This is a genomic window from Rhizobium sp. IY2, assembly GCF_047532935.1.
GTDB lineage: Bacteria > Pseudomonadota > Alphaproteobacteria > Rhizobiales > Rhizobiaceae > Rhizobium > Rhizobium anhuiense.
Genome location: NZ_JBLKNU010000001.1, coordinates 982,346 through 1,000,291, shown reverse-complemented (window position 1 = coordinate 1,000,291; position 17,946 = coordinate 982,346). Strand labels below are relative to the sequence as shown.

Here is a 17,946-nt window from a genome sequence, read left to right as displayed (position 1 = left end):
CAAAAGCCGTGAGGGGAATTTACGCATGGGCGGATTATTTTCCGCGCTCGGCTCCTTCTGGAGCTGGATTGTGCACATTTTCGATCCGCTATGCGGACCCGTTGGCATCTTTACCTGGTTGGGTCAGTCGACGATTCTTGCCTGTGGCGATACCGGCTGGGGCGATGAGATCGCGCTTGGCCTGCAGGTCACGATTTCGGTGGCGATCGTCACCCTGCCGATCGGCCTCGTCATCGGCTTCCTGGTGGCGCTCGGCCAGCAGTCGGAGGAAAAGTCGCTGCGGCTGGCGGCCGGTATCTACACGACGATCTTCCGTGGCCTGCCGGAGCTTCTGACGCTCTTCATCATCTACTACGGCATGCAGATGCTCATCCAGTCTCTGCTGACCTTCGTCGGCTATGACGGGCCGCCCGTCGAGATCAATGCCTTCCTCGCCGGTGTCATCGCGCTTTCGGTCGTCTTCTCCGCCTACTGTTCGGAGGTGCTGCTCTCGGCCTTCCGCGCCATTCCCAAGGGACAATATGAGGCGGGAGATTCGCTCGGCCTGCATCGCGGCCGCACGCTGCGCCTGGTCATCCTGCCGCAACTCGTGCGCATCGCGCTGCCGGGCCTGACGAACCTCTGGATGGTGCTGCTGAAAGACACCTCCTACGTCTCGATCATCAGCCTTGCCGATATCCTCCGCCAGACGAGTGTCGCCGTGCGCGTGACCAAGGAACCCTTCTTCTTCTATGGCCTGGCCTGTTGCCTCTATCTGGTGCTCGCCATCCTCTCCTCCTTCCTGCTCGTCTACGTCGAGCGTTGGGCCAAGCGTTCGGAGATCAGTCGATGAGCTATGCCGAAACGCTGATTCCACCGCAGCCCGCGCCCCGCGAGGTGATGAAACCGATGACGCCGGCGCGCATGGCCGGCTATATCTTCGTCGCCGTCTGGGCTCTGCTGGCGGCGCTTCTTGTCTTTTCCGTCGTCAATGGCTGGGATCCGGAAAAATTCACCCGTTACGGTCCGCGCTACCTCCATGGTCTCTGGATAACGCTGAGCCTCGTTTTCATTTCCGTCATCTGCGGCGCCATCCTGTCGCTGCCGCTTGCCGTGGCGCGCATGTCGAAGAACCGGGTACTGAATGCGCTGGCCTACAGCTACATCTATTTCTTCCGCGGCACGCCGCTGCTTGCCCAACTGTTCCTGGTCTATTACGGCCTCGGCATATTCCGGCCGCAGCTTGAGGCCGTCGGCATCTGGTGGTTCTTCCGCGATGCCTGGTACTGCGGCCTCTTTGCCATGACCATCAATACCGCGGCCTATCAGGCCGAAATTCTGCGCGGCGCGATCGAAAGCGTATCGCATGGCCAGCACGAGGCGGCCGCCGCACTCGGAATCCACAAGTTCATCGCTTTCCGGAAAATCATCCTGCCACAGGCTCTCATCGTCGCGCTTCGCCCTTATGGCAACGAGATCATCCTTCTGATCAAGGGCTCGGCGGTCGTCGCCATCATTACCGTCCTCGACCTGATGGGCGAAACCCGCTACGCCTTCTCCCGCACCTTCGACTACCAGACCTATCTCTGGGCGGCGATCTTCTATCTCGTCATCGTCGAGGCCTTACGCCATCTCTGGGCCTGGATCGAACGCCGCCTGACCCGGCATCTCAAGCGCTGATGCGTGACGCCGAAACGCATGTCGCAGTTTTGGGATAAGCGCGTGCATGAGACAAAGCCGATTTGGCAGCACTCTCGGTATGATGCTGCCAAGTCATTGATATAAAAAATAAATTGTCCTTTTATGAAGTATCTGTAAAGATTTCATTAACCACTCGCATGTTTCCATATCACGTAGCGCTAATAAGCGCGCGAGTGGGAACAAGAAGAAGTGGAATGCGATGCACAAGGACATGGAAAGACAATTGCAGGGCTACGGTCTGACGACCGCCCAGATCCTCTACCACCTGCCGGACCACCCGGCGATCCTGCAGACCTATGTCTGGCAGGACTACGACCTCGCCCCCGATTTTCCCGAAATGCGCGGCTTCCTGAAATTCTGGGAAGAGAAGCTCGACGGGCCGCTGCATTCGGTGCGCTACATCCACCGCAAGCTGATCTCGGCAACCGAGTGGCGGGCGCTGAAGGGCGAGTTCATCCTGCACTGATCGGCTCTGCAGCAGGATGCCGAAAAGTGTGAGCGGTTCGGGCGGCATGTTATGACCGCGTCAGACATGCGCCTCGCCATGGCCGAATTCGCCTTCGTCGCGATCCGGGCGAAGCGCGAAAGCGAGCATGCCGAGATAGAAGGCGACGACAATGGCAATGACCGCAAGGCCGGGAACCGGCCCGAGCACGGCATTGTCGATGACATAGGCCCATGACTGCGCCTGCAGCGCCGGCATGCCCTCCGTCTGCAGTTTCGGCGTCGAGATCTTCAGGCACCAGGCGAGCAACAGGATGAAATACATCCAGCCGTAATTGCGTTTGAGCCGGCGGTGCATCGCCTCCTGATAGCTGAGCAGGAAGCGCGGTTTGCGCAGGCTACGGGCGACCACCATCGCCCATTCGCCGCCGGCCCCGGCCTCCGGCGCCAGAATCTCGGCGAAATAGCAGCGCTCGATCTGGCGAATGCGGGCACGGTAGATATCGAAGAAGCGGTAACGCCGCGCCTCGATCATCAGCAGCAGCGTCACCAGCATCATCCCGAACAGCAGCACTCCATGATGCGAAGTCGGCGTCGACAGCGACACCGAAAGCAGTGCTGCGACCACGGTGATCGCCCAGTTGGAGGTTCGGTCGATGCGGTCGCGCCAACTTGTCATCCGTCCGAGTTCACCGCGGTAATAATGAATGAGCGTGTTCGTAACCTCGCCTGGTGTACTTGGCAGCAAAGGCCGTGCGCCCTCTCCTTCCCGTACCAATGACGTCCTGTCTTCCTTCATTTTCATGGCTCGTTCCTCCCTTCGTCTTCTTTTCAGCCATTCTGCGCCCGCAAGCGCGCCATTGCAAAACATCGAAAGCAGCCTTAGACGCATGCTTGAAACAAAAGGACGATGGACTGCTATGGCAAAGAAGATCGACGAAGAAGCCCTTGGCGAGGCCTATAACCGGGCGCTGGCGCTGGAAAAGGCCGGCGATGTCGACGCGGCCGTTGCAGCCTATGAGGAAGTCTTGGCAATCGATCCCGACGATCACGGCGGTGCGGCCGTGCGCATCGCCGCGATGGGCCGCGGCGAGACGCCGGTCAGGGCGCCCGACGCCTATGTCGAGACCTTGTTCGACCAGCATGCCGAGGTTTTCGAGGACGTGCTCGTCGAGCAGCTCGGTTATCATGTGCCGATGCTGGTGCGCCAGCGACTGCAGACGCTGAAACTCGGACCGTTCAAGCGACTGCTCGATCTCGGCTGCGGCACAGGTCTCACCGGCGGCGCACTGCGCGATCTCTGCGCTGACATGACCGGCATCGATCTATCGGAGAAGATGGTCGAGATCGCCCATGAGAAGGATCTTTACGAGACGCTCTTCGTCGCCGAGGTCGAGGATTTCCTCGACGACAACGATGAGGAAGCCTTCGACATCATCACCGCCACCGACGTGCTGCCCTATCTCGGCGCACTCGAACCGCTGTTCTTCGGCGCCGCCGAGAACCTGACGCCGGGCGGCCTGTTCATCTTCTCCTCGGAGACCCTGCCCGAGGAAATCCTCGCCGGCCGCGCCTACATGGTCGGGCCGCACCAGCGCTTCGCCCATGCCGACGCCTATGTAAGAGAACGCCTGACTGCCACCGGTTTCGAACTCGTCGAGATATCGGATATCAACGTGCGTATGGAAGACGGCCAGCCGACACCCGGCCATCTGGCCATCGCTCGCTATATCGGCTGACGGATACTTGCACGATTGGCGAAGTATCTATTGCCTGAGACGTCGCAATCTGATAGTTAGTCGATCGGTAAAGTTTACCGCAACGATAGGAAAGGTTGCCGCATGTCGCTCGTGCTCTATGGGCATCCGCTCGCCTCCTTCTGCCACAAAGTGCTGATCGCGCTTTATGAAAACGCCACCCCCTTCGAAAATCGCATCGTCGATCTTTCCGATGAGACCTCACGCGCCGATCTTTTCCGTTTCTGGCCGATCGGCAAGATGCCGCTGCTCCGGGACGAGGCGCGCGACAGCACCATTCCCGAGACATCGATCATCATCGAATATCTCGAGCAATATTATCCCGGCCCCGTTCGCCTGCTGCCGCCGGAGATCGACCGGGCGCTCCAGGTCCGCCTCTGGGACCGCTTCTTCGACCATTATGTTCAGGCGCCGATGCAGACGCTCGTCAGCAATCGCCGGCGGCCCGAGGGAGCGGCTGACGAAATCGAGGTGGCCGCCGCCAAGGCGACGCTCGCCACCGCCTATGCGATGATCGAAAAGCAGCTCGCCGACAAGCAATGGATATCAGGCGACGCCCTCACCATGGCTGATTGCGCCGCAGCGCCTGCTCTCTTCTATGCCGAGACGCTGATCCCCTTCACTCAGCAACAGCCGAACCTTCGCGCCTATTATGATCGACTGCTAGCGCGCCCGTCCTTTGCAAGGGTTCTGGAAGAGGCCCGCCCCTACTTCAAGTTCTACCCCTACAAAGACAGGCTGCCGGTCCGCTTCCAGGATACGGCGGGATGATCGAAAGCCAGGCGGATCTCGACCGTATGTTCCATGCGCTTTCCGATCGCAGCCGCCGCGGCATGATCGATCGCCTCGGCCGCGGCCCGGCCTCCGTTACCGAACTGGCCGCACCGCTCGCGGTTGCCTTGCCGACGGTGATGAAACATCTGCAGGTGCTGGAGGAGAGCGGCCTCGTGCTCTCCGAAAAATCCGGCCGGGTGCGAACCTATCGCCTGCAGCAGGATGCGCTTGCCACCGTCGAACGCTGGGTGGAACAGCGAAAGGTCCGCTGGACCACCGCCTTCGACAGGCTGGATCAATTTCTCGCCGATGAAACAAAGGGCCTTCCCGAATGACGACACGATCCGCCGAACATGCCACCCTCGTCATCGAGCGCCATTTGAAAGCGCCGGTTGCCCGCGTCTTCCGCGCCTGGTCGGCGCCGGAGGCCAAGCGCCAATGGTTTGCCTGCCATGGTGACTGGGTGCCGCTCGACTACCGGCTCGATTTCCGCCCCGGCGGCACGGAAAGAAACCACGTCGCCGATACCGACGGCCTTCTGCACGCCTATGACGCCCATTACATCGATATCGTACCCGATACCCGCATCATCTATGCCTATGAAATGAAGCTCGGGGAAACCCGCATCTCCGCGTCGTTGACCACCGTCGTCTTCGACGCCGAACCCGGCGGAACCAGAATGGTCTTCACTGAGCAGGTGGTCTTCCTTGACGGCTACGCCGACAACGGTGCCCGCCTCCAGGGCACCGAAATCGGCCTCGACAATCTGGAACTCTTCCTCGAGCGCGAGGAAAGCCCGATTCATTGAAATCGCATGTCAGCGATCTTGCCAGGGGTCAAGCGTTGCTTGATTTCTTCCGCGAGCCGGCGGGGCGAGTTGAAGTGTTGAGTGTGACGGCACTCCGAATGAGCGCCTTCAACGCCTCCTCGTCGATCTCGTCGCCCTCATGAAAATCGATGGCGCGCCTGACGTTGCCGTCAAGGCTGGAATTGAAGAGGCCTGAGGGATCCGCCAGCGAGGCGCCTTTGGCGAAGGTCAGCTTCACCACGCTCTTATAGGTCTCGCCGGTGCAGATGATGCCGGCGCGCTCCCACACCGGAACGCCTCTCCACTTCCATTCCTCGACCACCGCGGGCTCGGCCTGCCGGATGAGCATGCGGACGCGGGCAAGCATCTCGCCCCGCCAATCGTGCAGTTCCTCGATCCTCGCATCGATCAGCTGAGAGGGAGAGGCTCCCTCGTTTCCTTCCCCGGAATCGCTCTTCTTCATGACTGCTGTCGCTTTCTTCATGGTTGTCGTTGCTGGATGCCGGCCTGGCATCCGCTCACATCCGTTCGCCGGGCAATTGGCTGGCCTGCTCCACCCAGGCGGCGAGCCGGGCTTCGTCAATTTGGTCGCTCTCGCGGATGTCGAGGTAGCGCACTTCCTTCTGCTTGGATTGGCCGGGCGGCAGAGGATGCAGCGACGTGCCGCGGAAGAAAGCCACCTTGACGTATTTCGTGAAGCAATGAACGCCGAGGAACCAGCCCTGCCCTTCAATGCCGTAAAGGGGCGAATTCCATTTGACGGCCTTGTATACGCCGGGCACCGTGCGCGTGATCAACACATCCAGGCGGTGCCCGACGTCGCTTTTCCAGCCCGGCATGGCGGCGATATAGGCTTGCACCGGAGCGTCGCCGTAACCCTTGGCGATTTGAGGGTTGCCGCCGGAGAGAAGCGTCGGCTCCCCGGTGGCCGGCTTGGCCGCTGCCTTCTTGGTGACCTTCGCTTCGGTCTTGGACGTCTTGCCGGCCATCGCCTTCACTCCTATCCGCCGTTGCGTCCCGCGCCGCGCCATCGGGTGGCATATGGCAGGACGAACAAGTAGAGACCGGTAAGCAGGAGCAAGGTGAGCGGCAACAGCGCCAAGAGGCCCACCCAGACGGACGATTTCTCCCGCACCATGGCGATGATATTGGCGATGACCGCCACCGTAAAGGCAATGGACAGCCATCGGTGGATCTGCCGAAACCAGTTGTTCCAGTTCAATTGGGACCTCCTCCTCGAAATGAGCCTTGACGATGGGCTGCTTGCCGGGCGGGCGCCTCTCACTCTGTCCGCGCGAGAACCTGCTCCAGCTTTTCGAAGAACTGCGGCCAGCCGCTCCTGGCGCCTCCATAGGCCTGCCGCTGATCCGGCCGGAAACCAGACTGTTCCATGCGCAGATGCGTGCCCGTGCCTGTCGGCGTGAGCGTCCAGGTGACGACGGTTTCGAGGCCATAGGCGCCCCAGCTATAAGCGAGCGTCTTGTTCGGCTCGACCTCCAGAACCCGGCAGTCGACCGAGCCCCAATCGGCATTGAAGTTGAAACGGTGGTCGACGACCGGTTTGAAGTCACTCTTCATCAGCCACTCCTGGATCAGGTGCGGCTGGGTGAGCGCGCGCCAGATCTTGTCCGTGGGAAAAGGCATCTCCCGTTCGATCACGACGGAACGTGTTTCGGTCGATATATAGGTCATTGATCCATCCTCTTCAGCAAATCTTCGAGCGCGTCGAAACGGCTTTGCCAGAAGCCCGCCATCTCACTTGTCCAGTCGACCAGTGGCGCCAGCGCACCGAGCTGGGCACTATAATGCGTCTGGCGACCTTCGTGGCGGTCGCGCACCAATCCGGCCTGCTTCAGGATTCCGAGATGTTTTGAAACGACTGGTTGCGAGACCCCTGCCCGCGCCGTCAGAGCTCCGACCGTCTTTTCTCCTTCACGGCACAGCCGCTCGAAAAGCGCCCTCCGGGTCGGGTCGGCGAGCGTTCTGAAGAGCATGTCCTGAGTGTTCGACATCTACGATCCATACCTCAATAGCTATGAGTCATACGTATAGCCATAGAGGTATGAGTGAGTCAAGTTGGCGCAAGACGACTTGAGGGAGCCATTATTGGTGAGTTACGCGCATGCAACAGCATGCCTCGGCAGAGAACAGTGATTTCTCATACCCATGCGCCTATCAATTTCGCCATCGCTCATGCCTGCTCGCGTCGACACGCCTCGCTTATGCCGAGATCATGCAACTTCGCGAACAGCGCTGGGATCAATGACCGCCGCCGGTGCCGAGGATCGCGGCGAGCAGCCGGCCTTCGAGCTCGGCAAGGTCGGGGTTACCATGCCGGCGCGGATGCGGATAGGGAATGGGAAGATCGAGCGCGATCCGCCCCTCGTCGAGCACGATGACCCGATCGGCGAGATGCACCGCTTCGCTGACATCGTGGGTGACGAGCACAGTGGTGAAACCGAGTTCGCGCCACACGCGATTGATGAGTTCCTGCATGCTGATCCGCGTCAGCGCATCGAGCGCGCCGAGCGGCTCATCCAGCGCCAGCACACCCGGCCGGCTCACCAGCGCCCGTGCCAGCGCCACACGCTGCCGCTGACCGCCGGAGAGCCGCGCCGGCCATTCGCCGGTCTTCTCGCCAAGCTGGACTTCGGCAAGCACGGCCTCAGTCGCCTTCAGCGCCGCCCGTCGGTCGATGCCGTCACCGAGCCCGACCACGACATTGTCGGCGACGCTGAGCCAGGGCAGCAACCGCGGCTCCTGGAAAACGATGCGCGCATTCGGGCTCGCCTGTGCGCCCTCGGCATCCCCGAAATGCAATTCGCCGGCGCTCGGCTCGTCAAGGCCCATCAGGATGCGCAGCAGCGTGCTCTTGCCGCAGCCGCTCTTGCCGATCACGGCAACGAACTGGCCGGCCGGAATATGCAGGTTGATGCCGCGCAACACGCGGTTGGTCCCAAAACTCTTTTCAAGCCCCGTCAGGCTGATCGCCGCCGCCCCCGCGGGGGCGATGCGTTTCGCCGCAGATTCATAGGCCGGCTCGTCGGCGGCAGCGTGAAAACGCTCATGCGCAATCGATGTCATGGCGTCTCTCCTATTTCTGATAGACCGGGTTCCAGGCGAGCGTCCGCTTCTCCAGCGCCCGGGCGATGACATCGGCAAGCTTGCCGAGCACGGCATAGATGACAAGGGCGAGCACGACGACGTCAGTCATCATGAATTCGCGAGCATTGTTGGCCATGTGACCGATGCCGGACGATGCAGCGATCGATTCCGATACGATCAGCGTCAGCCACATGATGCCCAGCGCATATCTCAAGCCGACGAAGATCGACGGCAGCGCGCCTGGAAAGATCACCTTGCGGAACAGCGTCCAATTGCCCATGCCATAGACCTTGCCCATCTCGATCAGGTCGCGATCGACATTGCGCACTCCATGATAGGTGTTGAGATAAACCGGGAAAAGCACGCCGAGCGAGGTCAAAAAGAGCTTCGATTCCTCGCCGATCCCGAACCACAGGATGACGAGCGGGATCATCGCCAGGTGCGGAATGGTGCGCAGCATCTGCAGTGTTGTATCGGTCAGCTGTTCGGAAATGCGCGACACGCCATTGGCAATGCCGAGCAGGAAACCGATCGAGCCGCCGACGAGAAGGCCGGCAAAGGCGCGGCCGGCGCTCACCAGCACGTCGTTCGGCAACTGGCCGGAAACCGTCGTCGACCAGAAGGCGAGGCCGACATCGGCCGGCGACGGCATGATGCGCGACGAGATCCAGCCGACAGAGGAGGCAAGCTGCCAGAAGGCCACGATCACCACCGGCACTAGGTAAGGCGTCAGCTTCTCCAGGCCGGGCAACGGCAGGCGTAAACCCGCCTTCGCGGCCTTTTCGGAAGCGACAGACCGTACGAACGGAGTATCGAAAGTCGACATGCAATGTCCTCACGCTTTTCGGGAACAGGACGCCGCAAGCCGTAGACGGCTTGCGACGGTGTCGCGCTCTGCGTCTTCGTCGAACTCAGGAACCGGAGACGACTTTCAGATTGCCGCCATGGCTACCGCCGGCGAAAACCTGCTTGCGCCCGAACTCATTGTTGAAGCCCAGGCGCTGCTGCTCGCGGGTGATGCCGAGTTCGGGGAAAAGCAGCTCGGCGACGCGATAGGCCTCTTCGAGATGCGGATAGCCGGAACCGATCACCGTATCGATTCCGATCTCCTGATATTCGCGAAGGCGCGCGGCCACCGTCTTCGGTGACCCCACAAGCGCGGTGCCTGCACCAGCGCGCACCAGGCCGACGCCGGCCCAGAGGTTCGGCGAGACTTCGAGTTTATCGCGGCGCCCGCCATGAAGGGCGGCCATGCGTTTCTGGCCGACCGAGTCGGACTCGTGGACGAAGCGCTCCTGCGCCTCGCGAATCGTATCGTCGTCGAGATGGCGGATCAGCCGTTCGGCCGCCTCCCATGCCTCCTCATCGGTTTCGCGCACGATGAAGTGCAGGCGGATGCCGAAGCTCACCTCGCGACCGCGCTCGCCGGCGGCCTTGCGCACCTTGGCGACCTTTTCGGCTACCTGTGCCGGCGGCTCGCCCCAGGTCAGGTATTTGTCGACACGGCCGACGGAGAAATCGATGCCGGCGTCCGACGAGCCGCCGAAATAAAGCGGCGGGCGCGGGTTCTGCACCGAAGGAAAGCCGAGGCGCGCATTGGTCGCCTTGATGTATTTGCCGTCGAAGCTTGCCGTTCCCTTTTCCAGCAATTCCTCGAAGACGGTGAAGAACTCCTCGGCATGGGCATAGCGCTCGTCATGCTCGAGATGGATGCCGTCGCCGGCAAGCTCCGCCGGGCTGCCGCCGACGACGATGTTGAGCAGCAGCCGGCCGTTGGAGATGCGGTCGAGCGTCGTCGCAAGACGCGCATAGTAGGCAGGAGACGCCGTGCCGGGGCGGATCGCCACCAGGAACTGCAGCTTCTCGGTCTTGGCGGCAAGAGCTGCCGCCGTCACGAAGGATTCTTCGCAGGCAACCCCAGTCGGCAGCAGCACGCCGGAATAGCCGAGCCGGTCGACGGCCTGGGCGATCTGCGTGAGATAACCGATCTCGGGCGCGCGGTTGAGCTCGGAGGAGCCGAGATAGGTGCCGTCGCCTGAGGTCGGGATGAACCAGAGGAAATTGATGGGATTTGAGGTGGTGGTCATGGAAGACGGTCCTTTGCTGCGAATTCGAAAATCAACACGCGGTCGAGATGGCCCCCGGGCAAGCGCAAACCGTCTGCCTACGCAGCGCCGCCGCACGGATGCTTGGGAGGATCGCGGTGGCGGCGCAGGTCGTGAGAAGGCCGGGTGGCTGACTGTGCGTGAGCATCTGAATATTCCTGTCGATCGGCTGGCTACCTTCCCGGCACCCACCCACCGATCGCCAGAATAGTGGCATAGACCACCAATTAGATCGACAATATCAATTTGCTATTGTAATCCGTTTTGGAGAATATTTTTCCGGATCGGCGACATGGAGGCCCACTCCATGTCGCCGCGCGAAAAACTTGGCCCCCGGCGAAAAATCAGCTCGCCTTGGGACGCCAGACGATATCACCGGTCGTAAGCTTCTTCGGCAGGATGCCGAGCCCGTAGAACTCATCGGCGAGCGACTGCTGATAGGCGGCAGCGGCATCGGTGATGGTCGAGACGCTGCCGAGGTCGGCGCCCTTGCGCGTCAATGTCACGCGCGTCACCTCAACCGGCACGCCGGTGATCTCGGAAAGCTCCTTCACCGTCGCGTCGAGATTGCTTTGTGCCGACTTGCCGACCTTGGCAAGCTCGTCGATCACGTCGACGATCACCTGCCCGTTGGCGTCGGTGAAATCACGGTTGGCGAGGAAGAAACTGTAGGAGTCGACGATGCCTTCGGCGGTCGTCAGGATACGCGTCTCCGGATCGGCTTCGGCAATCGCCAGATAAGGATCCCAGATCGACCAGGCATCGATGCTACCATTCTTGAAGGAGGCGGCGGCATCCGGCGGCGAAAGGTCGAGCTGCTCGACATCTTCGGGCTTCAGGCCCGCCTTACGCAAAACCTTGACGGTTACGTTATGGGCGCTAGAGCCGCGCTTGAAGGCGACCTTCTTACCCTTGAGGTCCTCAAGCGTCTTGATCGGCGAATCCTTGCGCACGACGATGGCCGAGGCTGCCGGGCTACCCTTGTAGAGACCGACATAATAGAGCTGCCCGCCGGCCGCTTGGGCAAAGAGCGGCGGCACATCGCCGGTCGCGCCGAAATCGAGGGCGCCGGCGCCCAGTGCTTCGAGCAGCGGCGGGCCGGAGGTGAATTCCGACCAGCTGACGGTAATGCCGCGATCGGCAAGCCGCTTCTCAAGTGCGCTGCGACGCTTGGCGAGCGCCAACACGCCGTTCTTCTGCCAGCCGATACGGAACTCGCTGGCGGCAGCGCGTGCCGGCCTGACAGCTGGCAGAATTGCCGTGGCCGCGGCTGCTGCGAAAAGCCCGAGAGTTTGTCGACGTGAAATCATGACTTTCCCCTTTTTGATGGCGCCGAGCCTGTTTTCGGCTGGTCGACCTTTCAGCGATGAGTGTCATGATGATGAAATCTATAATTTATATCGACAATTTTATTTGCAAGATTCGGCCATTGCTGAAATTTTGCGGCCCGGATATCGCGGTTAAGCGGATTTTTTTCGCGCGTCCGCTTTGCCGGCTGCTATTCCACCCCGTCCCAGCCTTCGGCGGCCAGACGCTCACGGATGAAGGTTGGGCCGCCGGCAAGGCGCTTGGCAAGCAGGCTTGCGGGATCGACCATGCGCCAATAGGGCGTGAGCGTCGAAACCGGTTCGTCCTTTTCCAGCGCACCGAAGGACAGTTCGGCGATCGCACGCAAATGCCGCTGCACGGTCACCGGGCAACAGGCATCCGCCCCGTATTGGACAGCGAGACGGCGGCGGAGGACGCCGATGTCGGTAAGCACACCTTCCGGCGCTGATCGAATCTGCTCTACGACCATCTGCTGCGATGGAATGAGCATCGCCTGCGTTCCGCTGCGGCCTTTGCGCCGCGGCTTGATCGTCGGAATTTCGCTCATGTCACCCTCGGAACATAATGCCTTCTTCCCAATCTAGGGCTCGGCCGAACGGTGGCCAGCCTCCTATGCACCAATCGGAAACAAGTCCTTCTTCACGGGCTTTTCTGCTCCCGCCGTTTCGGTTAATCCTCAAGCCTGCACTTGAGGAAAAGGATAGGACATATGGCTAAAGTCGCGTTCATCGGTCTCGGCGTCATGGGGTTTCCCATGGCAGGCCATCTGAAGACGAAGGGCGGCCACGATGTTACCGTCTACAATCGCACTGCCGAAAAAGCCGCCGCCTGGGCCGAGAAATTCTCCGGCAAATCCGCCCCTACCCCGGCAGAAGCTGCCACTGGGGCCGATTTCGTCTTCGTTTGCGTCGGCAATGACGAAGATCTCCGATCGGTGACATCGGGCGAGAACGGCGCCTTGCACGGTATGAAGCCAGGCTCGGTGCTGATCGACAACACCACCGCCAGCGCCGAGGTCGCCCGCGAACTTTATGCGGCGGCAAAGGAACGAGGCGTCGATTTCATCGATGCTCCCGTCTCCGGCGGCCAGGCCGGCGCTGAAAACGGCGTCCTGACCGTCATGTGCGGCGGCGACGAAGCCGTCTTCGAACGCGCCAGGCCTGTGATCGACGCCTATGCCCGCATGGTCGGTCTGATGGGGCCGGCAGGCTCGGGCCAGCTGACCAAGATGGTCAACCAGATCTGCATCGCCGGCCTCGTCCAGGGGCTTGCCGAAGCGCTGCATTTCGGCAAGCGCGCCGGCCTCGATATCGAAAAGGTCGTCGAGGTGATCTCCAAGGGCGCAGCCGGCTCCTGGCAGATGGAAAACCGCCACAAGACCATGAACGCCGGCAAATATGATTTCGGCTTTGCGGTCGACTGGATGCGCAAGGATCTCGGCATCGTGCTCACCGAAGCTCGCCGCAACGGCGCCAAGCTGCCTGTCACCGCCGTCGTCGACCAGTTTTATGGCGACGTTCAGGCGATGGGCGGCAATCGCTGGGACACATCCTCGCTGCTCGCCCGCCTCGAGAAATGATCGGCCCCTCCTCCGATGCGGCCGGATTGATCGCGCATCTCGAAACGCTGCGCTCGGAGGAGAATGTCGCCGCCATGGCGCGCTTTGGTATCGTCACCGGCCGCGCCCTTGGTATCTCCAATCCCGATATCAGGGCGGTCGCCAGACTGGCGAAGAAGGATCACGTCAGGGCGATGCAGCTCTGGCGAAGCGATATCCGCGAAGCCCGCCTGCTCGCCCTCTACACCGCCGAGCCGAAACGCTTGACGATGGAAGAGGCTCGAAATTGGGCCAATGATTTCGACTCATGGGAAATCGTCGATTGCGCCGCCGATCTCTTCGTCGAGGCTCGGCTGGATGACCTCGTCCGGGACTTCGCAGACGACGAGCGCGAATTCGTCCGACGCACCGCCTTCGCCATGATATCAGGTGCCGCCGTCCATCGAAAGAAGGAGCCCGATGCGGCTATCCTTGCCTGGTTGCCGCTGATCGAGGTCCATTCCGGCGATCCACGAAACTTCGTGCGCAAGGCGGTGAATTGGGCGCTGCGCAGCATCGGCAAGCGTAATCTCGCCTGCCATGCGCCGGCGTTGGCGCTCGCAACGACCCTGGCGGAGAGCTCTGATAAGACCGCCCGCTGGATCGGCAAGGATGCCGTCAGGGAATTGGCCGGCGAAAAGCTGCTGGCGCGGCTGAAATAAGGCAGAGGCCGGCTCCAAGGTGCCGCGCCTCTTCGTCAATGCTGCCTGGATTTCTCGACCAGGAAATCGATCAGCACGCGGACTGCCGGCGGCATGCCCTTGGCGGTCGTGAAGACGATGTAGAACTGGCTCTCCTCCGACTGCCATTCCGGCAGCACCCGCACCAGTTTGCCCGCCCGGAGATCGGCCTCGCAGGCACTCTCGAGCAAAAGCCCGAAGCCGAGGCCGGCACGGGCCGCGTCGAGGATGGCTGTCATGCTGCGGCAGGTGAGCCGCGGCTGATGCCGAATCACTCGTTTGACGTCATTTGGACCGATCAATTCCCAGGTATGGAACGACACCCATGACGTCATCGCCAACGTCGGCAGATCGGCGAGATCATCCACACCATTCAAGCTACCGGTACGCTCGACGAGCGCGGGACTTGCCACCAGGATACGCCTGATACGGTCGAGCTTGCGCATCGTCAGGCTCGTCTGCGTCTCCGGCTCGTTGGTCGCCCTCACCTCAAGGTCGATCCGTTCGTTGATGAGGTCGGCGCGCCGGTCGGAGCCGATGATCTGCAGCTTGATCTTCGGATAACGTTCCAGGAATTCGGGCAGGATCCCCCCGACCGAAATGTCGACGAGACCGAGCGGACAGGCCATCCGCACCACACCTTGCGGGTCGGACTGAGCCTCGCTGACGAGCGATTTGGCGCGATCGGCCTCCTGCAGGATGGTCTGGCATCTTTCGTAGAAAGCTTGGCCGATCTCTGTCACCCGGAAGTGACGGGTCGAGCGTTCTATAAGCCTTGCGCCAAGACCGTCCTCAAGCCGGCTGACCCGCCTGCTCAGTTTCGAACGCGGTATCTTGAGATCGCGACTTGCAGAAGCAAAACCGCCGCTGGAGACGACAGCGGCGAAATAATAATAATCGTTGAGATCATCCATAAGCACAAGCTATCCGAGAGTAGGAATGAAGGCCAGCCCCTGCAAAGGTTGTACCCTCTCTCCAAAAAAGCTGTGATCACATTGTCGGCATTGGACTTTCTTTTCACGACATGTTGCGGCAAAGCCAACCAACGCCGAGCAGGACAGCAATCGACAGCCGTCTGTGCGGTATTTCTATCGGCTGAACCAGCTCATTTCAAAAATTGGAAAAACGGGGGCCTCGGGAAACAAGGCTGGCAGGATGCCGACCTGCGATACGCAACGCGCCGGTTCGGCTCACCTGAAAGGCCATCGTGATCGGCGGCGTTGAAGACTGCACGCCAAAAACAATGCAAGGACGGTCCGGCAGGGAAGACCGGACACGTCCCCGTAGCTGATCGGAGGTCACTCGGATCAGAAACTGATTTAAGTGCTCCCGGTCCGAAGACCGGGAGCATCCACCAAGTGGATTAGAACGAACGCTGCAGACGGAAGTAGCCCGTCGTGGAGTCGTCGCCATCATCCGGATCGAGGTACTGAACCGAAGCCTTGGCGTAGAAGTTGTCGACGATCTGGTAATCAACCGTCAGACCGACCTTCCATGCATCGCCGAGACCGTCGAAGTCATCCGGAACAACCTTGGAACCGCCAAAGTAGTTGCCGTAGTACTGAACGGCCGGGGTGATCTTGAGCTTGTCGGTTGCCTTGATTGCGTATTCGGCAGCAACAGCCCATTCAGCCGTCGAGTAGTAGGAGTTCGGGCCGGTGGAGTATACGCCGGCGAGGCCGAGCGTGCCGGGACCGATGTCAACCGTACCCATTGCACGGACAGCACCGTCTTCATTGTCGACGTCGTAGCCGGCAGTGATCTGGTAGCTGAACGCACCGGCAGTGCCGCCGAGACCAACAGCAACGCCAACGTTGTTGGCTTCTTCACCAACCTTGTAAACGCCATCTTCCAGTTCGTCGACGCTGATGCCGGCGTAGAAGGTGCCGCTTTCATATTGATAGCGGATGGAGTTGTGGAGCGTTACAACCGAACCGATGTCGTCGGTTTCGCCGGAGAGACCATCGTCCCACCAGCTGTAGAAGAGACCGGCGCGGAAGCCCGCGACGTCGAGGTAAGCGGAGTCGAGAATAGCTTCCTGATCGGTGGCGTTGTCAGCATTGAACTGCATGACGATGACGCCGGTCAGCGGACCATACTCGGTGTCGCTCTTGGCCGTGAACTGAACCTGACCGCGGGTGACGGCATCCCAGTCCGAATCGCCGCCGACATCTTCGCCAACGTTGACCTGGAAACGGATGTAGCCTTCGATCTTGAGGCAGGTTTCGGTGCCCGGGATGTAGAAGTAGCCGGTGCCGTAAGCGTCGCAGACGCGAACATATTCAACCGGTTCCGGCTCAGCAGCAACAATAGCGTCAGCTGCAAGAACCGGCGTCGATGCAGCAAATGCTGCTGCTGATGCAAGCAAAACCATTCTGATGTTCATTTACCAATCCATTCCTTTGTCGATCGGGGCTGGCTTCCAATCGGGTAGTCGATTTGAAGCCGGCCCAGTTTGAACAGCCATCTCGGCGTGCGGATCGATCGAACCGCCAAACCGTCATCACATACAAGGCTTGATCAAGCAATTCTCGATACACGCCAGATGGGTTCCGTTGAGCAACTTTCCCTGGGGACGTGATTTTTATACAACAATTTCAATTATCTAGGAAGAAAACACACCAAACGGCTCCGCGACGGAAATCCTCCATCGCAAGCCGCAAACGCTACGCCCCATTTGTCAAATTCTCCACCGTTCGACCCCCGTCGAACACACTGGTGAAGCGCATAAACTCTACCGCCGGCTAATGAACACATACAAGGCAGCGGCTTAGAACATGGTGTTCCGAATTCGATACCAATGCGACGAAATAATGACATAACGCCCACTGATGAGATGGATAATAACTCCGCAATCCTTACCAGGCTATATATATTTTGCGGATTCCAGCACGATTTGGGCGTTTTTTGCTATTTTTGGGGGTTTTGTGCAGTCCGAAGCCACATTGTCTTACTCTTAGCTCTTACCGAGCGAGTATACTTAAATGTGGCGGGGCCTGCCTCAAGCAGGCCGCAATCGGCGTGCGATCGAGCATGTCGCGTGCGGTCTCGGACCGCACGACTCGCTTTGTTGCAACTTATCGCTTTCCCACGCGATCGGCGATCGCGCCGGGAGACTCAATCCTCGTTGGACTTGGCATTCTCGAGAATCATGTAGTCGAGCGGCAGTTGCGTCGAATACTTGATCTGCTCCATCGCGAAGGCCGATGAGACGTCGCGAATCTCGATCTTGGCGATCATCCGCTTATAAAAGGCGTCATAGGCGGCGATATCGGGCACGACGACTCGCAGGAGATAGTCGACATCGCCGCTCATCCGGTAGAATTCGACCACTTCGGGGAATTCGGCGACCACCTCGGAAAAGCGCCGCAACCATTCGATCGAATGGGTGGCAGTGCGAATCGACACGAAGACGGTGACCTTGGTGTTGACCTTCTCCGGATCGAGGATGGCGACTCGGCGCTTGATGACGCCGTCTTCTTCCATCTTCTGGATGCGCCGCCAGCATGGCGTCGTCGAGAGCCCCACTTTCTTGGCGAGATCGGCAACGGCAAGAGTCGAATCTTCTTGCAGAAGACGCAGTATTTTTCGGTCGAGGCGGTCCATGCGCACAACAGTCCTTTCGAATTATTTTCTTTGTATAACTCGATTCCGCGCGACGAAAAGA

Annotated in this window: 23 protein-coding genes; 9 read left to right on the top strand and 14 right to left on the bottom strand. The window is 60.3% G+C overall.

All coding sequences use genetic code 11. The features are described 5' to 3' along the window. The first annotated feature begins 25 nt into the window (after positions 1 to 25). The 3 genes from ACMUVN_RS04920 to ACMUVN_RS04910 all read left to right on the top strand — a co-directional run bounded on the left by ACMUVN_RS04920 (position 26) and on the right by ACMUVN_RS04910 (position 2,146). Positions 26 to 832 carry an ABC transporter permease gene (locus tag ACMUVN_RS04920; RefSeq protein WP_047610168.1) on the top strand — a complete coding sequence of 269 codons (807 nt, stop codon included), beginning with the start codon at positions 26 to 28 and terminating at the stop codon, positions 830 to 832. Then, the gene (locus ACMUVN_RS04915; protein ID WP_063475034.1) at positions 829 to 1,659 is read left to right on the top strand and encodes an ABC transporter permease; all 831 of its coding nucleotides are present in this window, start codon (positions 829 to 831) and stop codon (positions 1,657 to 1,659) included. The genes ACMUVN_RS04920 and ACMUVN_RS04915 overlap by 4 nt, the downstream gene beginning before the upstream one ends. A gap of 220 nt (positions 1,660 to 1,879) precedes the next feature. Then, a complete protein-coding gene (locus ACMUVN_RS04910) occupies positions 1,880 to 2,146 on the top strand; it encodes an usg protein (RefSeq protein ID WP_063475035.1) in 267 nt (88 codons plus the stop codon). 60 nt (positions 2,147 to 2,206) lie between these two features. Here ACMUVN_RS04910 and ACMUVN_RS04905 read toward each other — a convergent pair whose 3' ends face one another. Beyond that, positions 2,207 to 2,929 carry a DUF2270 domain-containing protein gene (locus tag ACMUVN_RS04905; protein WP_063475036.1) on the bottom strand — a complete coding sequence of 241 codons (723 nt, stop codon included), beginning with the start codon at positions 2,927 to 2,929 and terminating at the stop codon, positions 2,207 to 2,209. A 115-nt stretch (positions 2,930 to 3,044) separates the two neighbouring features. Between ACMUVN_RS04905 and ACMUVN_RS04900 the strand changes: the two genes are divergently transcribed. From ACMUVN_RS04900 to ACMUVN_RS04885, 4 genes are all read left to right on the top strand, one after another. Next, entirely contained in the window at positions 3,045 to 3,863 is an 819-nt protein-coding gene (locus tag ACMUVN_RS04900; protein ID WP_132571998.1) for a methyltransferase domain-containing protein, read from the top strand. A 102-nt stretch (positions 3,864 to 3,965) separates the two neighbouring features. Beyond that, positions 3,966 to 4,652: a glutathione S-transferase family protein gene (locus tag ACMUVN_RS04895; protein ID WP_047610174.1), complete on the top strand. Its 687-nt coding sequence runs from the start codon at positions 3,966 to 3,968 to the stop codon at positions 4,650 to 4,652. Further along, a complete protein-coding gene (locus ACMUVN_RS04890) occupies positions 4,649 to 4,990 on the top strand; it encodes an ArsR/SmtB family transcription factor (protein WP_047610177.1) in 342 nt (113 codons plus the stop codon). The genes ACMUVN_RS04895 and ACMUVN_RS04890 overlap by 4 nt, the downstream gene beginning before the upstream one ends. After that, positions 4,987 to 5,463, top strand: a complete 477-nt coding sequence (locus ACMUVN_RS04885) for an SRPBCC family protein (protein WP_047610179.1) — start codon at positions 4,987 to 4,989, stop codon at positions 5,461 to 5,463. Before ACMUVN_RS04890 ends, ACMUVN_RS04885 begins: the two co-directional genes overlap by 4 nt. 28 nt (positions 5,464 to 5,491) lie before the next feature. Here ACMUVN_RS04885 and ACMUVN_RS04880 read toward each other — a convergent pair whose 3' ends face one another. The 10 genes from ACMUVN_RS04880 to ACMUVN_RS04835 all read right to left on the bottom strand — a co-directional run bounded on the left by ACMUVN_RS04880 (position 5,492) and on the right by ACMUVN_RS04835 (position 12,549). Further along, positions 5,492 to 5,947 carry a DUF1801 domain-containing protein gene (locus ACMUVN_RS04880; protein WP_063475037.1) on the bottom strand — a complete coding sequence of 152 codons (456 nt, stop codon included), beginning with the start codon at positions 5,945 to 5,947 and terminating at the stop codon, positions 5,492 to 5,494. Between the two features lie 34 nt (positions 5,948 to 5,981). Further along, positions 5,982 to 6,452 carry a DUF1801 domain-containing protein gene (locus ACMUVN_RS04875; protein ID WP_047611631.1) on the bottom strand — a complete coding sequence of 157 codons (471 nt, stop codon included), beginning with the start codon at positions 6,450 to 6,452 and terminating at the stop codon, positions 5,982 to 5,984. An 11-nt stretch (positions 6,453 to 6,463) separates the two neighbouring features. After that, positions 6,464 to 6,685: a hypothetical protein gene (locus ACMUVN_RS04870; protein ID WP_047610181.1), complete on the bottom strand. Its 222-nt coding sequence runs from the start codon at positions 6,683 to 6,685 to the stop codon at positions 6,464 to 6,466. 59 nt (positions 6,686 to 6,744) lie between these two features. Then, positions 6,745 to 7,155: an SRPBCC family protein gene (locus ACMUVN_RS04865; protein ID WP_047610183.1), complete on the bottom strand. Its 411-nt coding sequence runs from the start codon at positions 7,153 to 7,155 to the stop codon at positions 6,745 to 6,747. Beyond that, positions 7,152 to 7,475 (bottom strand): ArsR/SmtB family transcription factor, encoded by a 324-nt coding sequence (locus tag ACMUVN_RS04860; protein ID WP_097543685.1) that lies wholly within the window; start codon positions 7,473 to 7,475, stop codon positions 7,152 to 7,154. The genes ACMUVN_RS04865 and ACMUVN_RS04860 overlap by 4 nt, the downstream gene beginning before the upstream one ends. 247 nt (positions 7,476 to 7,722) lie before the next feature. Continuing rightward, complete coding sequence (locus ACMUVN_RS04855) at positions 7,723 to 8,547, bottom strand: ATP-binding cassette domain-containing protein (protein WP_132572001.1); 825 nt, start codon at positions 8,545 to 8,547, stop codon at positions 7,723 to 7,725. A 10-nt stretch (positions 8,548 to 8,557) separates the two neighbouring features. After that, the gene (locus tag ACMUVN_RS04850) at positions 8,558 to 9,394 is read right to left on the bottom strand and encodes an ABC transporter permease subunit (RefSeq protein ID WP_047610188.1); all 837 of its coding nucleotides are present in this window, start codon (positions 9,392 to 9,394) and stop codon (positions 8,558 to 8,560) included. 85 nt (positions 9,395 to 9,479) lie between these two features. After that, complete coding sequence (gene ssuD, locus ACMUVN_RS04845; protein WP_047610189.1) at positions 9,480 to 10,655, bottom strand: FMNH2-dependent alkanesulfonate monooxygenase; 1,176 nt, start codon at positions 10,653 to 10,655, stop codon at positions 9,480 to 9,482. A 362-nt stretch (positions 10,656 to 11,017) separates the two neighbouring features. Next, positions 11,018 to 11,983: an aliphatic sulfonate ABC transporter substrate-binding protein gene (locus tag ACMUVN_RS04840; RefSeq protein WP_047610191.1), complete on the bottom strand. Its 966-nt coding sequence runs from the start codon at positions 11,981 to 11,983 to the stop codon at positions 11,018 to 11,020. Between the two features lie 188 nt (positions 11,984 to 12,171). Further along, positions 12,172 to 12,549, bottom strand: coding sequence for a hypothetical protein (locus ACMUVN_RS04835; RefSeq protein ID WP_047610193.1), 378 nt, complete (start codon positions 12,547 to 12,549; stop codon positions 12,172 to 12,174). Between the two features lie 162 nt (positions 12,550 to 12,711). On the opposite strand from ACMUVN_RS04835, the gene ACMUVN_RS04830 reads away from it, so the two are divergent. Further along, positions 12,712 to 13,581 (top strand): NAD(P)-dependent oxidoreductase, encoded by an 870-nt coding sequence (locus ACMUVN_RS04830; RefSeq protein WP_047610195.1) that lies wholly within the window; start codon positions 12,712 to 12,714, stop codon positions 13,579 to 13,581. Further along, complete coding sequence (locus tag ACMUVN_RS04825) at positions 13,578 to 14,261, top strand: DNA alkylation repair protein (protein WP_047610196.1); 684 nt, start codon at positions 13,578 to 13,580, stop codon at positions 14,259 to 14,261. The genes ACMUVN_RS04830 and ACMUVN_RS04825 overlap by 4 nt, the downstream gene beginning before the upstream one ends. Positions 14,262 to 14,296: 35 nt before the next feature. On the opposite strand, the gene ACMUVN_RS04820 is transcribed toward ACMUVN_RS04825, so the two are convergent. From ACMUVN_RS04820 to ACMUVN_RS04810, 3 genes are all read right to left on the bottom strand, one after another. Then, the gene (locus tag ACMUVN_RS04820) at positions 14,297 to 15,193 is read right to left on the bottom strand and encodes a LysR substrate-binding domain-containing protein (RefSeq protein ID WP_047610198.1); all 897 of its coding nucleotides are present in this window, start codon (positions 15,191 to 15,193) and stop codon (positions 14,297 to 14,299) included. Between the two features lie 449 nt (positions 15,194 to 15,642). Beyond that, on the bottom strand, positions 15,643 to 16,665 hold the full coding sequence (locus tag ACMUVN_RS04815; RefSeq protein WP_047610200.1) for a porin: 1,023 nt from the start codon (positions 16,663 to 16,665) through the stop codon (positions 15,643 to 15,645). Between the two features lie 731 nt (positions 16,666 to 17,396). After that, complete coding sequence (locus ACMUVN_RS04810) at positions 17,397 to 17,885, bottom strand: Lrp/AsnC family transcriptional regulator (RefSeq protein ID WP_004678404.1); 489 nt, start codon at positions 17,883 to 17,885, stop codon at positions 17,397 to 17,399. Between the last annotated feature and the right edge of the window lie 61 nt (positions 17,886 to 17,946).